Annotated in this window: 15 protein-coding genes; 9 read left to right on the top strand and 6 right to left on the bottom strand. The window is 44.2% G+C overall.

Going from position 1 to position 14,965, the window contains the following annotated elements:
- Window positions 1–180 precede the first annotated feature (180 nt).
- From MHI14_RS17890 to MHI14_RS17875, 4 genes are read left to right on the top strand one after another with little or no spacing between them, the layout of a single operon-like run.
- Window positions 181–888: a response regulator transcription factor gene (locus tag MHI14_RS17890; protein WP_091031234.1), complete on the top strand. Its 708-nt coding sequence runs from the start codon at window positions 181–183 to the stop codon at window positions 886–888.
- On the top strand, window positions 866–2,323 hold the full coding sequence (locus MHI14_RS17885; RefSeq protein WP_091031231.1) for a sensor histidine kinase: 1,458 nt from the start codon (window positions 866–868) through the stop codon (window positions 2,321–2,323). Before MHI14_RS17890 ends, MHI14_RS17885 begins: the two co-directional genes overlap by 23 nt.
- 35 nt (window positions 2,324–2,358) lie before the next feature.
- Complete coding sequence (locus MHI14_RS17880; protein ID WP_091031174.1) at window positions 2,359–3,438, top strand: AI-2E family transporter; 1,080 nt, start codon at window positions 2,359–2,361, stop codon at window positions 3,436–3,438.
- Between the two features lie 29 nt (window positions 3,439–3,467).
- On the top strand, window positions 3,468–3,866 hold the full coding sequence (locus MHI14_RS17875; protein WP_047842725.1) for an Asp23/Gls24 family envelope stress response protein: 399 nt from the start codon (window positions 3,468–3,470) through the stop codon (window positions 3,864–3,866).
- A gap of 69 nt (window positions 3,867–3,935) precedes the next feature.
- Here MHI14_RS17875 and MHI14_RS17870 read toward each other — a convergent pair whose 3' ends face one another.
- On the bottom strand, window positions 3,936–4,781 hold the full coding sequence (locus tag MHI14_RS17870) for an AraC family transcriptional regulator (RefSeq protein WP_341130925.1): 846 nt from the start codon (window positions 4,779–4,781) through the stop codon (window positions 3,936–3,938).
- Between the two features lie 201 nt (window positions 4,782–4,982).
- Between MHI14_RS17870 and MHI14_RS17865 the strand changes: the two genes are divergently transcribed.
- The 3 genes from MHI14_RS17865 (at window position 4,983) to MHI14_RS17855 (ending at window position 9,318) form a co-directional block, all read left to right on the top strand.
- On the top strand, window positions 4,983–5,987 hold the full coding sequence (locus MHI14_RS17865; RefSeq protein ID WP_091031170.1) for an aldo/keto reductase: 1,005 nt from the start codon (window positions 4,983–4,985) through the stop codon (window positions 5,985–5,987).
- Window positions 5,988–6,251: 264 nt separating this feature from the next.
- On the top strand, window positions 6,252–7,844 hold the full coding sequence (mbcS, locus tag MHI14_RS17860; protein WP_341130924.1) for an acyl-CoA synthetase MbcS: 1,593 nt from the start codon (window positions 6,252–6,254) through the stop codon (window positions 7,842–7,844).
- Window positions 7,845–8,073: 229 nt separating this feature from the next.
- A complete protein-coding gene (locus MHI14_RS17855; protein WP_289392273.1) occupies window positions 8,074–9,318 on the top strand; it encodes an aminopeptidase in 1,245 nt (414 codons plus the stop codon).
- Between the two features lie 318 nt (window positions 9,319–9,636).
- On the opposite strand, the gene MHI14_RS17850 is transcribed toward MHI14_RS17855, so the two are convergent.
- Complete coding sequence (locus tag MHI14_RS17850; RefSeq protein ID WP_133384551.1) at window positions 9,637–10,095, bottom strand: AraC family transcriptional regulator; 459 nt, start codon at window positions 10,093–10,095, stop codon at window positions 9,637–9,639.
- 165 nt (window positions 10,096–10,260) lie between these two features.
- Here MHI14_RS17850 and MHI14_RS17845 point away from each other — a divergent pair, with 165 nt between their 5' ends.
- Window positions 10,261–11,421, top strand: coding sequence for a leucine-rich repeat domain-containing protein (locus tag MHI14_RS17845; RefSeq protein WP_341130923.1), 1,161 nt, complete (start codon window positions 10,261–10,263; stop codon window positions 11,419–11,421).
- Between the two features lie 48 nt (window positions 11,422–11,469).
- Here MHI14_RS17845 and MHI14_RS17840 read toward each other — a convergent pair whose 3' ends face one another.
- The 4 genes from MHI14_RS17840 to MHI14_RS17825 form a co-directional block, all read right to left on the bottom strand.
- On the bottom strand, window positions 11,470–12,102 hold the full coding sequence (locus tag MHI14_RS17840; protein WP_076214767.1) for a nitroreductase family protein: 633 nt from the start codon (window positions 12,100–12,102) through the stop codon (window positions 11,470–11,472).
- 267 nt (window positions 12,103–12,369) lie between these two features.
- A complete protein-coding gene (locus MHI14_RS17835; protein ID WP_341130922.1) occupies window positions 12,370–12,540 on the bottom strand; it encodes a hypothetical protein in 171 nt (56 codons plus the stop codon).
- Between the two features lie 66 nt (window positions 12,541–12,606).
- The gene (locus MHI14_RS17830; RefSeq protein WP_341130921.1) at window positions 12,607–13,380 is read right to left on the bottom strand and encodes a M15 family metallopeptidase; all 774 of its coding nucleotides are present in this window, start codon (window positions 13,378–13,380) and stop codon (window positions 12,607–12,609) included.
- Between the two features lie 486 nt (window positions 13,381–13,866).
- The gene (locus MHI14_RS17825) at window positions 13,867–14,196 is read right to left on the bottom strand and encodes an iron-sulfur cluster biosynthesis family protein (RefSeq protein WP_341130920.1); all 330 of its coding nucleotides are present in this window, start codon (window positions 14,194–14,196) and stop codon (window positions 13,867–13,869) included.
- Window positions 14,197–14,363: 167 nt separating this feature from the next.
- On the opposite strand from MHI14_RS17825, the gene MHI14_RS17820 reads away from it, so the two are divergent.
- The gene (locus MHI14_RS17820; protein WP_076327883.1) at window positions 14,364–14,948 is read left to right on the top strand and encodes a TetR/AcrR family transcriptional regulator; all 585 of its coding nucleotides are present in this window, start codon (window positions 14,364–14,366) and stop codon (window positions 14,946–14,948) included.
- The last annotated feature ends 17 nt before the right edge of the window (window positions 14,949–14,965 follow it).

The raw sequence follows: 14,965 nt of genomic DNA, 5'->3' as shown, positions 1-14,965 counted from the left end.
ATGAAAAGCTTGAATGTAGGCTGAAAACAGCCCTATTTTAGTTGATGCCTTGGCTTGCGCCAGGGCTCTATTTCTATTTATTTAGATTATCTTTAGAAATGATTTAGGTTGAATTAAGAGACGTAGTATATAGTATTAATGTAGAGATAGGCATAGAGTATAGGAAATGAGAGGAATAACATGAGATACACCGTATTAATTGCAGATGACGAACCAGAAATTGTGGAACTGCTTCAGCTCTATCTGGAGAAGGACTATACGATTAAGACTGCGGTGAATGGAGCCGAGGCGTTACAATGTATACGTTCAACACAGATCGATCTGGTCATACTGGACATTATGATGCCTGTAATGGATGGATTGCAGTTGATCAAACAGATCAGGGCTACACATCACATGCCTGTACTGTTCCTGTCCGCCAAAAGTCAGGATCACGATAAAATCCTTGGACTCGGACTTGGGGCAGACGATTATATAGCGAAGCCGTTCAACCCGCTTGAGATTGTCGCCAGAGTAGAGGCGTTGCTCAGAAGAGTCAATCAATTTGATGCAGCGGAGATCCCCGCAGCGAAAGAACAGAATCTGGTATTAGGTGATCTGACCCTGGATCGATCCCAATGTATCCTTTTTCGTTCAGGAACGCCTGTAACATTGACCTCTACAGAGTATAAAATTATGGAATTGTTGCTTGATCAACCTGGCCGAGTGTTCACCCGTAAAAAAATATACGAAGCGGTCTGGGGCGATTATTATGCGCACGAGGACAGCACGATTATGGTACATATCAGCAACATTCGGGAGAAGATCGAGCGTGACTCCAGACAACCGGAATATCTCAAAACGATAAGGGGACTGGGATACAAAATTGAAGCGCCCATGGAAAGCTAGAGAAAAGCGACTGTTACAGACATCTCTGACACTGGACTTCTTGTTGTTCAACTTCTTTTTGCTGTTACTGGTACTGATCGTGTACCTTATGGTTTCACTTGATGTCGTGGATTTTCGCATTTCGGATCAGGTGGTTGATCCGGATCTGAATGTTGAAGCCCACGTGTATGTGGAAGAGCTGGAGAACGAATTTTATTCCGGTGGAGGTTCGGTGTCGAAAGGCAAAGACACAGAGATTCAACGTCTCAAGGACAGCGGTGGCTGGATTGAAATTCTGGATGCGAATCGCAATGTCATTCGTCATGTGGGAGACAAGCAAGATGTGTTCACACAATACAGTGAAGCCGATCTGTATGATGGACTGGAAAATCGGAGTGACCAGGAATACTATTATTCGATCACTCCTCTCTCGACAGAAGGAGCGGCAGCGTATGTGTTGCTGAAAATCCCGCGTGATCTGGTCAGCGTGCGAATTAATGATAATCAGTTGATTACCAATCTGAAACATCCATTATCCTTTTACATTATGATTGGCATCGGTTTGGTTTTATTATTGATCTTTGTCTATAGCTATTGGGTCGCACGGAGAATCAAAAAACCACTCAGCATCCTCTCCTCGGGTCTTACGCAGATGATACAAGGAAATTATAGTACACGGATGTCGATCTCAGCCGAGAGGGAATTTGTCCAGATCGGTGAGACCTTTAACTACATGGCGGACGTCATTGAGAACACCTCTGCGGAGAAACGTTACGCTGAAGAGAGCAAACAGCGACTGATTGTAGATTTATCACATGATCTGAAGACACCGATAACATCTATACAGGGATATGCGCAGGCTTTGGTGGAAGGACGTGGAGAGGACAAGGACAGGCAGCAAAGATATCTGGGATACATCTATAACAAGTCTGTTCAAGTTGCACGCATGATACAGAATATGCTGGAGCTGCTCAAGGTGGATTCGCCCGATTTTCGCATGCATATTCAGAGAAGAGAGATTGGAGAATTCGTGCGCGAGATTATGGCAGATACCTATGGGGAGATTGAACAGAAACAGTTTGTCCTCCATGTACTTGTTCCTGATCAGGAGATCTACGCGAGGTATGATCCGGAGCTGTTATCCAGAGTCATTCAGAATCTGATCACCAATGCTCTGTCTTATAATCCACTCGGGACAGAACTGCGCGTCGAACTCATTCCGCTTCATACCCATGTGGTGATAGAGGTGGCAGATAACGGAGTGGGCATACCTCAAGAACTATGGTCAACGATCTTTGACCCGTTTGTACGAGGGGATGAGGCGCGGACAGCGACCGGAGGCACCGGACTTGGTTTGTCCATCGCACGACGTAATACGGAGAAAATGGGTGGACGGCTGATCCTTTCCCGGCGTGGGCGAGAGACCACCGTGTTTACCATTGAGATTCCAAATTAAATAAGAGAAGAAATGTCCATGTGGAGGGAAATATTTTGTTCAAAGTAAATACGTTTGTCCGGTTCAGTATTGCACTGGCGCTGATATTGGTTAATATCTATTTATTATCACGTGTGAGCTTCATCTTTCAGCCGCTCGTCACCATGATCACGGTCATTACCGTGCCGATGATGTTGTCGGTGTTCTTTTATTATCTGCTCAGACCGCTTGTGAATTATATGGAGAAAAAGAAAATAAATCGCACGCTAAGTATTTTGCTAATCTATCTGGTTATTGCTATTCTGGGAGTGTTCTTCATCATTGGTTTATGGCCATCGTTACGTGAGCAACTGATCAATCTGGTTGATAACGCACCAAGTCTAATTAATTCATTAAGTGAACAGCTGAGAGAGCTGGAGCAAAATGGTGCCATACAGGCCTTGTTCCCTGAGGGCTCGACACCTTTCTCCCAGATCACGGAGTATATCAACAAAGGATTTAACTTTGTAACCAACTATGTAAGTGGATTCTTCTCACTCGTTTCCAGTTTTGCGATCATCTTGTTTACACTACCGATCCTTTTGTTCTATATGCTGTTACAAGGCGAGAAATTTGGTCGTAAACTGGCACATATCGCTCCAAAACGTTTCCAAAATGACAGCCGTGAAGTTGTACTTGAGATTGATCAGGCGCTGAGTGGTTTTATTGTAGGTCGAGTCTTGGTAAATCTGGCGCTGGGTGTACTGATGTATATCGGTTTCCTGATCATTGGACTGCCGTACGCATTACTGCTCACGGTAATCGCGGTCATCATGAACTTTGTTCCATTTATCGGAGCGATTGTGTCGTCCGTGCCTATTGTGATCATGGGTCTCGTGGTATCACCATCGGTTGCCATCTGGTCTCTGATTATTATTCTCGTCGCTCAGCAGATTCAGGACAACCTGGTTGCACCGTACGTATTCGGCAAAAAGCTGGATATTCACCCGTTAACGACGATTATTCTGGTCTTGGGTGCAGGGGACCTGGGTGGAATTATTGCCATCCTGATTATTATCCCGGTTTATATGATCGTTAAAATTCTTCTGGTTCGAATCTATAACATGTTCTTCAAGGACAAATGGCAGAATGCATAGAATTTAAATTATTCGAAGGAGTGGAGCACATGTCTGAAATTATCGAAAAACAATACAATGAACCTGAATATATCGCACCTCAATCTGTTCAAATGGGTACCATTCACATCTCGAACGATGTGTTATCCAAGATCGTGGGGATGGCCGCTCAATCAACGGCTGGCGTATCCTCCATGTCGGTTGGACTGACTGAAGGGATTGCCAAGAGTATCAGCGGCAAGAGCCTGCAAAAAGGGATTGACGTACATGTCAAAGACGATCAGGCAACCATCCAGCTGCGCATCAACATTCAATATGGCAACAAGATGCACGAGGTCTGCCGTGAACTTCAACATAATGTTCAACAGGCTGTAGAACAATTAGCAGGCGTCATGGTCGATGAAATCAAAGTGCAAGTTGTTGGCATATCCATGCCGGAGACGGTATAAACCAATGAAAAGAATGTAAGGAATAACGATAGTAAGGTTAAGCGATTAACAAAAACAGCACCTTCCCAATTAACAACTTAACTGGGAGGGTGCTGTTTTATGTTTCCGGTAGTAGGTGGGCGCTTCACCCATCACTTTTTTGAACATTTTGGAGAAAAGCAATTGATCGGTGTAGCCCACAGAACGGGCAATATCACCAATGGTCAGACCGGGATCAAGCGTCAGTTCGGCTGCCCTGCGCATCCGATAATGGACCAGATACGACTGAATACTGCTTCCCATCTTGTCTTTGAAGAGAGAGCACAGGTAACTGCGCTGCAAACCGACATGGGCCGCGATGGATTGAACAGTAATGGCATTGGCATAGTTCATTTCAATGAAGTCCATTACCTGCGTTACGTACGTTTCCTTCGAATAATCCTGTATGGATTGAAGATGATCTGAATTGGCCTGATCAATCAAAATGGAGAAGAATTGATACAGCAAACCAGTCATGCTAATCTCCCAGCCTTTGTGGGTATTGCGAGAATTGATCATTCGGTGCAGGCAGGATCGCATCTCGTCATCCTCATTACCCAGCTCAAAAATCGGGTGATGCTCGGACAGACAGGCCTGCTGTAAAAAGGAAGAACTATTGCTGCCTTGAAAAGCAACCCAGCTGTATTCCCATGGATCATCCTGATCTGCTTCGTAATGCACGACGGAATGCGGAACAATCAGAAAACCTTGACCTTTGTGCAGGGTATACGTTTTGCCACCAACTTCGAAGGTGCCTTTGCCATTCAAAATATAATGAATTTTATAATAGTCTCGCATGGCAGGGCCAAAGTGGTGACCAGGTGTACAGGCTTCCGTGCCATAATGAAGGAGCTGAAGCTCCTGAAAATGATTGTTCTTGAACATATACGTAATCAAGGGTATTCACTCCTGTACGATTTCGTCTCATCTTGCATTTTAACATATTAATTAGTGTGAAAGATGAATAATTTAAGACTAGTTTATATAGATAACAATCATTATTACATATGTTCAAAGTGAAATGCCATATCGTTTTTCCAGGAAAATGTCTAAGATGAAAAGGAATTCAACAAACTTTACAGGAAAGTGAGAATAACGATGCCCTATACTGCGAGTGAACAACGATATGATGAGATGAAATATGTACGTTCCGGCAAATCCGGAATCAGACTGCCGCAAATTGCGCTGGGTTTATGGCAGAACTTTGGTGGCAACCGCACATTGGATATTCAGGAAGAAATGATTTTACGTGCCTTTGACCTCGGAATTAATCATTTCGATCTGGCGAATAACTATGGTCCACCTCCAGGATCAGCGGAAGAGAACTTTGGTGTGATTTACAAAAAACATCTGCGTCCTTACCGGGATGAACTGCTCATTTCGTCGAAGGCAGGTTACCATATGTGGAGTGGACCTTACGGCGAATGGGGTTCCCGCAAAAACCTGATTGCCAGTCTGGATCAAAGTCTTGGTCGGATGGGGCTGGACTATGTGGACATTTTCTATCATCACCGTCCAGATCCGGATACACCGTTGGAAGAAACGATGACGGCACTGGATCACATCGTGCGGCAAGGTAAAGCTCTGTATGTGGGCTTGTCCAATTATAATGCAGAACAGACGCAAGAAGCGGTAACCATTCTCCGTCGTCTGGGTACGCCGTGTCTGGTTCATCAGCCAAACTACTCGATGCTGAATCGCTGGATTGAAGACGGTTTGCAAGACGTACTGGATGAGCAGGGCGTAGGTTCCATTGCGTTCTGTCCACTCGGCCGCGGTCAGTTGACGAATAAATATGTCGATAAGATCAAGGAAGAACGCGCCAATCCAACAGGCAATTTGAAAAAAGAAGCATACACGGACGAACGGATTGCCAAGTTCGATGCGCTTCAGGCAGTTGCCGAGCGAAGAGGGCAGACGATCTCCCAACTGGCTCTGAACTGGATCTTGCGCGGTAACCGTGTAACCTCAGCACTGATTGGTGCAAGCCGTGTGTCCCAGATTGAAGAAAACGTGGCTGCCCTCCAGGCAGCGGATCTGACAACGGAAGAGTTGAATGAGATCGAAAGTATTTTGGACGGAATGGGTAATTATCCGTGGTAACATACACAGTATAGCTGTGTGAAAATTATAGTTAGGTAAAATTAATTTAATATAAATTAAGAATGAAATGGCGCCTACCTGATTATCAGGAGGGCGCCATTTTGTATATGTCATTTTCTTTATAGGATAAGATCTATTATAATAGTTCATTAATTGACCTATGTTTATTTTTTTGGAATGAGCCTAGTTCATAGCACCTGGTCCTAGGATTTAGGGTATAATATATAGAAGCTATACATTTGAACTACGAAGGAGAGGCTCCATTTGAACTTTGAACAGTGGATTTCGCCTGAAAGCTATAACCTGACATCCGAGATGGAGAATCATCCATCAGACCGGATTGCACTTAGATGGCTCAGCGATCAACGAGAATTGGAAGAGATTACGTATGGTGATTTATTCAAGCAGGCGAATCGTCTTGCTGGAGGTTTGCGTGAACTTGGACTGGAGAAGGGTGACCGGGTGTTGGTCATGGTACCACGCCGGATAATTGCCTATGTCATTTACATTGCTTGTCTGAAATTGGGGATTGCCGTTATTCCTTCCTCCGAGATGTTACGGGCCAAAGATCTGGAATATCGTCTGCGTCACTCTGAGGCGCGGGCTGTTATTGTATGGTCCGAGACGACCTCGGAAGTGGAAAAGATGGACGCGGATCTGCCATCACTGGCACATCGAATTGTGGCATCACCTAATGGCGAAGTTGGCGTACCTGCTGAAGGCTGGGTTAATGTGCATGAGTTAATGCAGAATCAACCCGATGAGATGGCTGCGGTGGAAACACACCGTGATGATACAGCTATTCTTGCTTATACTTCGGGCACAACTGGTAATCCCAAAGGAGTTGTACATAGCCACGGTTGGGGATATGCTCACCTGCGAATCGCTTCTTCATTATGGCTGGATATTCAACCTTCAGATACCGTGTGGGCAACGGCTGCACCTGGCTGGCAAAAATGGATCTGGAGCCCGTTCCTGTCGGTACTCGGAAGAGGCGCGACTGGCCTGGTCTACAATGGATCATTCCAGCCCAAGCGTTATCTGGAACTGATGCAGGAACATCAGATTAATGTCCTTTGCTGTACACCAACGGAATATCGGTTGATGGCCAAAGCCGATGATCTTGGACATTATGACCTGTCCCATCTGCGCAGTGCTGTTTCAGCGGGCGAACCGCTCAATCAGGAAGTCATTGAAATCTTCCAGCGTCACTTCGACCTGACTATTCGAGACGGATATGGACAGACCGAGAGCACGTTGTTAATCGGCAGTCTCAAGGATGCGCCTGTACGCATTGGCTCTATGGGTCAGTCGATTACACCTGGATTGATTGAAATTATTGACGAAGAGGGACAACCTGTTCCTGCGGGTGAAGTAGGAGATATCGCGGTACACAAAGAGATGCCAGCTTTGTTCAAGTCCTATTATCAGGATGAGGGACGGAAGGAAGCCAGTCAGCGTGGCGATTATTTTGTAACAGGGGACCGTGCACGTAAAGACGAAGAAGGTTACTTCTGGTTTGAAGGCCGCAGTGATGATATCATCATCAGTTCGGGTTACACGATTGGACCATTCGAGGTGGAAGAAGCACTCATGAAACACGCCAGCGTGAAGGAATGTGCGGTGGTTGCAAGTCCGGATGAGATCCGCGGTAATGTGGTGAAAGCATTTGTCGTACTGCGAGATGATTCGCTGGCTTCACCAGAACTGATGCGTGAATTGCAGCACCACGTCAAGGAAATCACAGCACCTTATAAATATCCACGTAAGATCGAATTTGTTACGGATCTTCCGAAGACCAACTCTGGTAAAATCCGCAGGATTGAGTTACGCGAACAAGAAAAACGAAATGGTTAAATGAGATTAGGTAACGAATGATTATGCGTAGTGAAAGAGAAGGAATCGATACTGCAGAAGCGATAGCGTTCGTATTTGTCTCCAAATTTTAACCTTTGAAAAATACGATGAAGAAAATTTGAGGACAACGACGATCTAAAGTACGATCCTTCGCTGTAACGGCCACTCAACAGATCCCAAGTCATTGCAAACCGATGCTACTAATATATGAAACGGAGTGAACACAACCATGAGTCAATTTGAACAAACCTTTGAAAAGTCATTGGAACAATACGCAGAACTAGTTGTTAAAGTTGGCGTGAATATTCAAAAAGGACAGGATCTGCTCGTCACTGCTCCCATCGAAACGCTTGAATTCACACGTCTGATTGTGCAAAAAGCCTATGCGGCTGGTGCAAACTATGTACAAGTGGACTTCGATGACGACAACATTACCCGCAGTCGTTTTGAACATGGTTCCAATGACAGCTTTGACTATTATCCAGCGTGGAAAGCGGATATGATGGAGAAGTTTGCAGAAGCAGGCGGCGCTACCCTGACGATCAAAGTTCCAGATCCTGAACTGTATAACGGAATTGACTCCGATAGTGTTTCCCGTGCTACTAAGGCAGCTGCACATGCACGTCGGGGATATGCTAAGTATACACGTAATCATGAAATTAGCTGGTGTCTGATCAAAGCACCGACCAAGGCTTGGGCGAACAAAGTGTTTGCCGACATCCCGGAAGAAGACCGAATCGACGTGATGTGGGAAACCATCTTCAAAATGAACCGTGTAGATGGCGGAGACGCCGTACAAAATTGGAGAGAACATCTGGATACCCTGAATACCATGAGTGATCTCCTGAATAAAAAGAACTATAAGAGCCTGCATTACCGTGCGCCAGGTACAGACCTGAAAATTGAATTGGTCCACAACCACATCTGGGGTGGCGGTGGTAGCGAAAATAAACAAGGTGTATACACGGTCGCGAATATGCCAACTGAAGAAGTATTCACCATGCCTAAGCGCAGTGGAGTGAATGGATATGTCAGCAGCACCATGCCTTTGAACCTGAATGGACAACTGGTAGACCAGATGAGAATCACATTCAAGGATGGACAGGTTGTAGCTTTTACGGCAGCATCCGGTGAAGAGCATTTGAAGAACCTGTTTGCCACCGATGAAGGAGCACGTTATCTGGGTGAAGTGGCACTCGTACCACATGACTCCCCGATCTCCAACCTGAATCGCATTTTCTACAATACGGGTATTGATGAAAATGCATCCTGCCATTTGGCTGTGGGCAGTGCATATCCATTCAACATGAAAGATGGCACAACGATGTCGAACGAAGAGTTGCTGAAGCATGAGTGCAATGTGAGCTTGACCCACGTTGATTTCATGATCGGTTCCGCAGAGCTGGATATCGATGGTGAGTTACAGGATGGTACAATCGAGCCGGTATTCCGTAAAGGCAACTGGGCATTTTAATTTCTAATCTAGTTATCTAAGTTGAACTAAAGATTATTTACACTGACACTACGATGACAGAATAACCTTCCAGTCGCTGTTATCCCCAGATTTTTTTGATTCCCTTTTCTCAAGGGAAAAATCCGGGGATAGCATATGCTTCCGATGCAGCTTTCTTTCAGAAAGCTTTTAGGCGAACGCTTCGCTTTTTCAGGTTTTTTCTGTCCTCTCCGTTATCGTGTAAATGATTAGTTCAACTTAAATAGTAAAAGTAATAGTATTAAACAAGAAAGTGACTTCAATCTGAAGTCACTTTTTTTTGTTTCCTCGTAACGTGGATTACACGGGTCTTACAGGCACACATATTTCGCAATAATGCTGATTGAGCAGTGCCCAACGATATCGTTCTATAACCGGCTTGTTGTCCATCAGATAACCACTTGTTTGTAAATGAGGGATGATGATGTTCCATGTCTGCTGAATAGCTTCTGCCGTATGTCTCACCTTACAGATGAGATAATCTCCACCTGATAGCTCGCCAATCTCAACAAACTCATCTTCCAGACGTTCAGATTCAGTGATAACAATACAGGCATCATATCTACATTTTTCGGGCGGTGTGGTAGTTGGGTCATCTTGGGGTATGCCTAGTAATGTTGCTGATTCATGAAGCAATTGGTTTTTGTCTGCCCATTGTTTCAGCGTATTCATCGCTTGAGCATTGGCTGGACCGTAAGGACCAACCTGTCGAACATAGGCGAGACGATATGACGGGAGGTTTTCGATATACATTTCCATGAAAATCTTCCTCTCTGTACGATTTCTCTTACATGTTGGATGCTAACATGGTATAAAAGAATTTGCTTAAGTAATTGTTGAATCCCGGCGACGAAACTCATAGAATAGGGATAATATGTTGGAAGACTGTTCCATAGAGCAAAACGAGAGGGGGAGGCGTTAGACATGGATATTACTTATGCCTTCACGGATGAACGTTTCAGGCAAGTTGTGTTGGATCGTTTTTGTGATCAGCGGGATTTCATTCAGGAGAGTGACGTTTGTGAGGTTGAGATATTGCAACTTTCCAATCACAATATTAGCAATCTTGATGGAATCGAGTATTTCAGGGGTCTTCAAGAGCTGGATTGTGCCTATAATCAATTGACAGGTCTGGATCTTACTCAGAATCACAAGCTGAGGACGTTACGTTGCAGAGAGAATCAGCTTCTTACACTGGACCTCCGTTCCAATTCGGAATTGCAGGTGCTGGATTGCAGTTTTAATCGACTTCGAAAATTAGATCTTTCTTATAATTCCAAACTTATAACGGTGGAGTGTCATTGGAATATGTTGTCGGAGCTGGCTTCGGAGCACCTTGAGCAGTTGGAGGAACTTAGTTGCAGTTATAACGCTCTTTTCTCACTTGAACTTGAACAGAATAAGCAACTGCGGCGACTTGATTGCGCCAACAATTACATGCTGAAACTTGATGTAACAGGTTGTCCAAACTTGATTGAACTTCGCTGTAATCACAATCATATCAAACAGTTGGATTTTCGTTCAAATATGGTTTTAGAAAGTGTCCGTTGTTTTAACAACCATATAAGGGAGCTGGATATTCGCAATAACGTACAACTAAGAGAGTTGTACTGTTCCGAGAACAAATTAACCAAGTTGGATTATAGCGCTAATCCCAAGCTGGAGAGACTGCAATATGCAGACAATCTGATTTTTGAATCCGATCATGAAGTTCAGGGGATGGGTGTGTTTCAGTATGACGCATCGATGTCCAACTATCAGATGCACTTACATATTCAGGATAAAGAACTGGTAGTCACTGCACAGGTTTCAACCAAGACAGAGATGGAAGCCTTATCCCCATATATGGAAGAGACGTGGAAACGGTGGGACATGCTTGGTGAGCAGGCGCTCAGAACCATTGCCGAGGCTCATCCGGACGAAGATATCAATGCATTGATTTTGGCTGATGCAGAATTTCAGGGAGATCAATATTTCCGATTGGGTTATGATGCGGGGGATACACCAGCTGGTCGACTGTACATATATGCGGAGTTTGACGATGAATTTCACATGTTGGATACGTTGATCTATGAAACGTATTAAAGCCACGAGATCGTGGCTTTTTTGCTTTGTCATTTAACTACTTTTATGTTATTCAGCGTGCATTTTGTTGAAGCTAACATATTCGTTAATCGGTTTACGGTAACCGCGTGGGCGCTGTTTGGCTTCCGACTTTTTGCCAATGGTGATCAGCATAACCGGTACGTAATGGTTAGGGATTTCCAAACTCCGTTGCAGTTCTTCCGAGTCAAAGCCAATCATTGGACAAGTGTCCCAACCGCGATCCTGAGCGATCAACATCAATTGCATGGCAGACAGGCTGGCATTGCGAATCGCATCCTCACGTTGGAAGAATCTGCCCCGAGATTCGTAAAATTCAGTGACACTTTGGGATTCCTGCTCGTATTGGAACGGAGTAAGAGCGCCCAGGTTCAACAAGCCTTCGTTAATAGTTCGGATATGATGATGCGCGTTGACGTCGCCCAATACCACGATGACCGCAGAAGCTGTTTTTACCTTATATTGCTGGGAAGCTTCATAGACTTTCTCTTTCTGTTCCTCGTCTTTAATCACAAGATAGTGCGTGTGTTGCAGGTTAAAGGCAGATGGTGCAAATTTGTTCAGGGCAAACATTTCTTGCAGTTCCGAATCCGAAATTTCAATTCCTTCTTCAAAAATAACGGCCGATCTACGGTTTTTGACTAGATTCTCCAACTCACTCATGGTAGTTTCCCTCGCTTATGTATGATTTATAAACTGACTATAACACACTTAGTTACTTTATGTAAGTATTATTTTAGAATAAGACAAGGATTGTCTGCCATACGCTAAAATAAAACACTAGAGGTGATTCATGAAAGCATTGATCGCAAGGTATATGGGAGGACATGACCCTCATGAATTTCGGGTATATGTGATCCAATCATCGACGTTAAAACGTTTTGTAGTAGTGGAGATTATTCTAGGCCCTATCGTGTACAATGTCGCACTTTATTTGTGCCATAATGCAATACTTGCTGGAGTAGGCTCTTGGGCTGGAACAGAAGGTCTGAAGAGACTGCCACTGGTCTTTAGAAGAATCGTTGGGACATGATGAAGTGGGTAAATGAAAGACTGAAGCAGGAGAGGGCCAGTTGCGGCCCCATCTTCTCCTTCAGCCATGTTATCTATAGTCACGCATCTTTTATCTGATCTAATAACTGTCGAAGCTTTGGGTTCAAACCTGCCTTATTTGGCACGTTCCAAATACTGCTCGAGCGTAAGTTTCTGGTTGGTAATCTCACCAGCAATATATACCCCTACATAACGTACATGCCATGGCTCATAGGAGTAACCAGTCAATTTCTCCTGATCTTTGCCATAACGGATGATGAATCCGTACTTGTGGGCATTGGCTTTCAGCCATTTGCCTTCTTTGGTGTTGCCAAAGCTTTGCTGAAGATCATAACCAGCCGAAGCGCTGGAGATATCCATGGCTAGACCAGTCTGATGTTCGCTTTGTCCTGGCCGAGCACTTGTTTTATTGGCAACAGCTTCACCTTTGATGCTGGCATTACGGTCAAAGATTGATTTCTGGGTCGCATAAGAGCGATAGCCAGACACCGCTTTGATATCGATGCCGTCTTTTTTGGCAGCCGCAAATAATTTTTCAATCGCGGTTGCAGCTACTTTACGCATTTGTTTCTTCGGACTGGAACCTGAGAAGCTAAAAGGAATATTAGGTACAACCAAATCTTGTGGTGCATAAGTTGAAGGCAGATTTCTCTTTTTATTGACAAGTACAACTGTGCTGGACACATTGGTCACAGTTGCCACATTTTTAATCGTTTTGATCGTGCGACCAGGTGCATTATCATGCAGAAATTGAGTGAAGCTGGAGCTTGCCGCAGTCGCGACGGGATTCAGGCTTGAAGTGATGGGAAACGTAGTAAATGCAGAACCTGCTACAACAGAGCCTACGAGAATTGTAGATATGATGGATTTACGAGTAAAAGATTTCATGATGTGTGTTCCTCCTCGGAATATATGAATCTATATACCGAGTATACTAGAGGATTATATCCATAGGTTCTCCAATTGTTTCCGAGTTGTAAACAAAGTTTGCTATAAAATCTAACTAGAGGGTATTTACCTTGCCACTTCGATGACAGAACAACCTTACGATCGCTGTTATCCCCAGATTTTTTGATTCAATTTTATAATGGTGAAAATCTTAGGATAGCGTATGCTTCCGATGCAGCTTTCTTTCAGAAAGCTTTTAGGCGAACACTTCGTTTCTTCAGGTTCTTTCTGTCCTCTCCGTTTCGTGTAAATGTTAAGTTCAATTTATATAAAATATTCTTTTTGCAACTCTCGTAGAGGCAGTATACATGAAAAAGCCGTTGCATTAGATGCAACGGCTTTTGATGTGAAGAGAGATAATACTAGATTACTTCAAGTATGCTGGAGACTGTATTACAACATGCAGGCGTCAGATACACTGGAGCTTCACGCTGTTACTGCACGGGTGTCACGAACGCGAACGTTGGCGCTGAGCACACCAGAATCACTGCTTAATTTGAAAGAAGGATAATTTTCTTCCGTATCCAGCTTCATGTGTTGTTCTAGGTTCAGCTGCTGCTTCGGATCAACATAGAACGGAACCAGATTGGTTTCAATCTGCGCGTCGAGAGCTGCAAGTTCATCAACAATGATAATAGCGATAACTCCGTTGCATCCGCAACCTTCCAAGTCATAGATCACTTTGAAATATCCGGGTTGGTCATTCAGGCTTTCCGTCAATCGTTTTGCAGCCAAATCTGTAATTTGAATATACATATAGGTACACTCCTTTATATGTGGTCATGGTTGTAAGTGGTATAAGAATTCATTCAGCTTCTATTCACATTATACCACTTTGTCAAAAATCAAAGCATTTATTTTCTTGACTGATCAGTCTGGAAAAGGTATTCTTTATTTAATGAATAGGGAGGTGAGGTCTGCAATTGGGAAGAGCCAAGGAGTTTGACACGGAGACCGTTCTAAGAAAAGCAACGTCTGTATTTGGAGCGTACGGTTATGAAGGTACATCTCTGAGCTTACTGCTGAGTGAACTTGGCATTGCGCGGCAAAGCCTGTATGACACCTACGGAACTAAACATGATTTATTTGTCTCTGCCCTTAAATTCTATATTCAGCAGAAGACAGAGGCGGGGATCAAACTATTAAACGAATGCACAAGTGTGAGGCAAGGCGTGACCGAGTTGTTCAACGAAGCGGTTAACGTGTTGACAGACAACGAACGTCGTAATGAATGTTTCATCATTAATAGCGCGGTTGAACAGGCACCACAAAATCACGAAATCGCGGCCTTTATTCAAACCACTAACCAACAAATGGAAGATGTTTTTCATACTGCGCTGTTACGAGGCCAGAGGAGTGGCGAACTGAGGCACGCAGAGGAAGAATTGCCCGGGCTTGCCCGTTTTCTGAATTATTCCCGACTCTCATTGACCTTTACGGCGAAAAGTGGTGCAAGCGCAGAAGCCCTGCGAGATTTTGTACAGATGACCCTAAGGGCTATGGATTAGCGTTTTACATGATTTGA

The sequence above is a fragment of the Paenibacillus sp. FSL K6-2393 genome (assembly GCF_038002545.1).
Lineage (GTDB): Bacteria > Bacillota > Bacilli > Paenibacillales > Paenibacillaceae > Paenibacillus.
Note: the sequence above shows the minus strand (reverse complement) of the source record. Positions and strands in the feature narration are given on the sequence as shown.

Coding starts and splice junctions, on each gene's coding strand:
- MHI14_RS17875 (WP_047842725.1), top strand. CDS start 3,468: ATGTCTGAAATTATCGAAAAACAATACAATGAACCTGAATATATCGCA.
- MHI14_RS17835 (WP_341130922.1), bottom strand. CDS start 12,540: ATGGCTGAAGGAGAAGATGGGGCCGCAACTGGCCCTCTCCTGCTTCAG.
- MHI14_RS17850 (WP_133384551.1), bottom strand. CDS start 10,095: ATGGAAATGTATATCGAAAACCTCCCGTCATATCGTCTCGCCTATGTT.
- MHI14_RS17840 (WP_076214767.1), bottom strand. CDS start 12,102: ATGAGTGAGTTGGAGAATCTAGTCAAAAACCGTAGATCGGCCGTTATT.
- MHI14_RS17865 (WP_091031170.1), top strand. CDS start 4,983: ATGCCCTATACTGCGAGTGAACAACGATATGATGAGATGAAATATGTA.
- MHI14_RS17890 (WP_091031234.1), top strand. CDS start 181: ATGAGATACACCGTATTAATTGCAGATGACGAACCAGAAATTGTGGAA.
- MHI14_RS17855 (WP_289392273.1), top strand. CDS start 8,074: ATGAGTCAATTTGAACAAACCTTTGAAAAGTCATTGGAACAATACGCA.
- MHI14_RS17830 (WP_341130921.1), bottom strand. CDS start 13,380: ATGAAATCTTTTACTCGTAAATCCATCATATCTACAATTCTCGTAGGC.
- MHI14_RS17825 (WP_341130920.1), bottom strand. CDS start 14,196: ATGTATATTCAAATTACAGATTTGGCTGCAAAACGATTGACGGAAAGC.
- MHI14_RS17845 (WP_341130923.1), top strand. CDS start 10,261: ATGGATATTACTTATGCCTTCACGGATGAACGTTTCAGGCAAGTTGTG.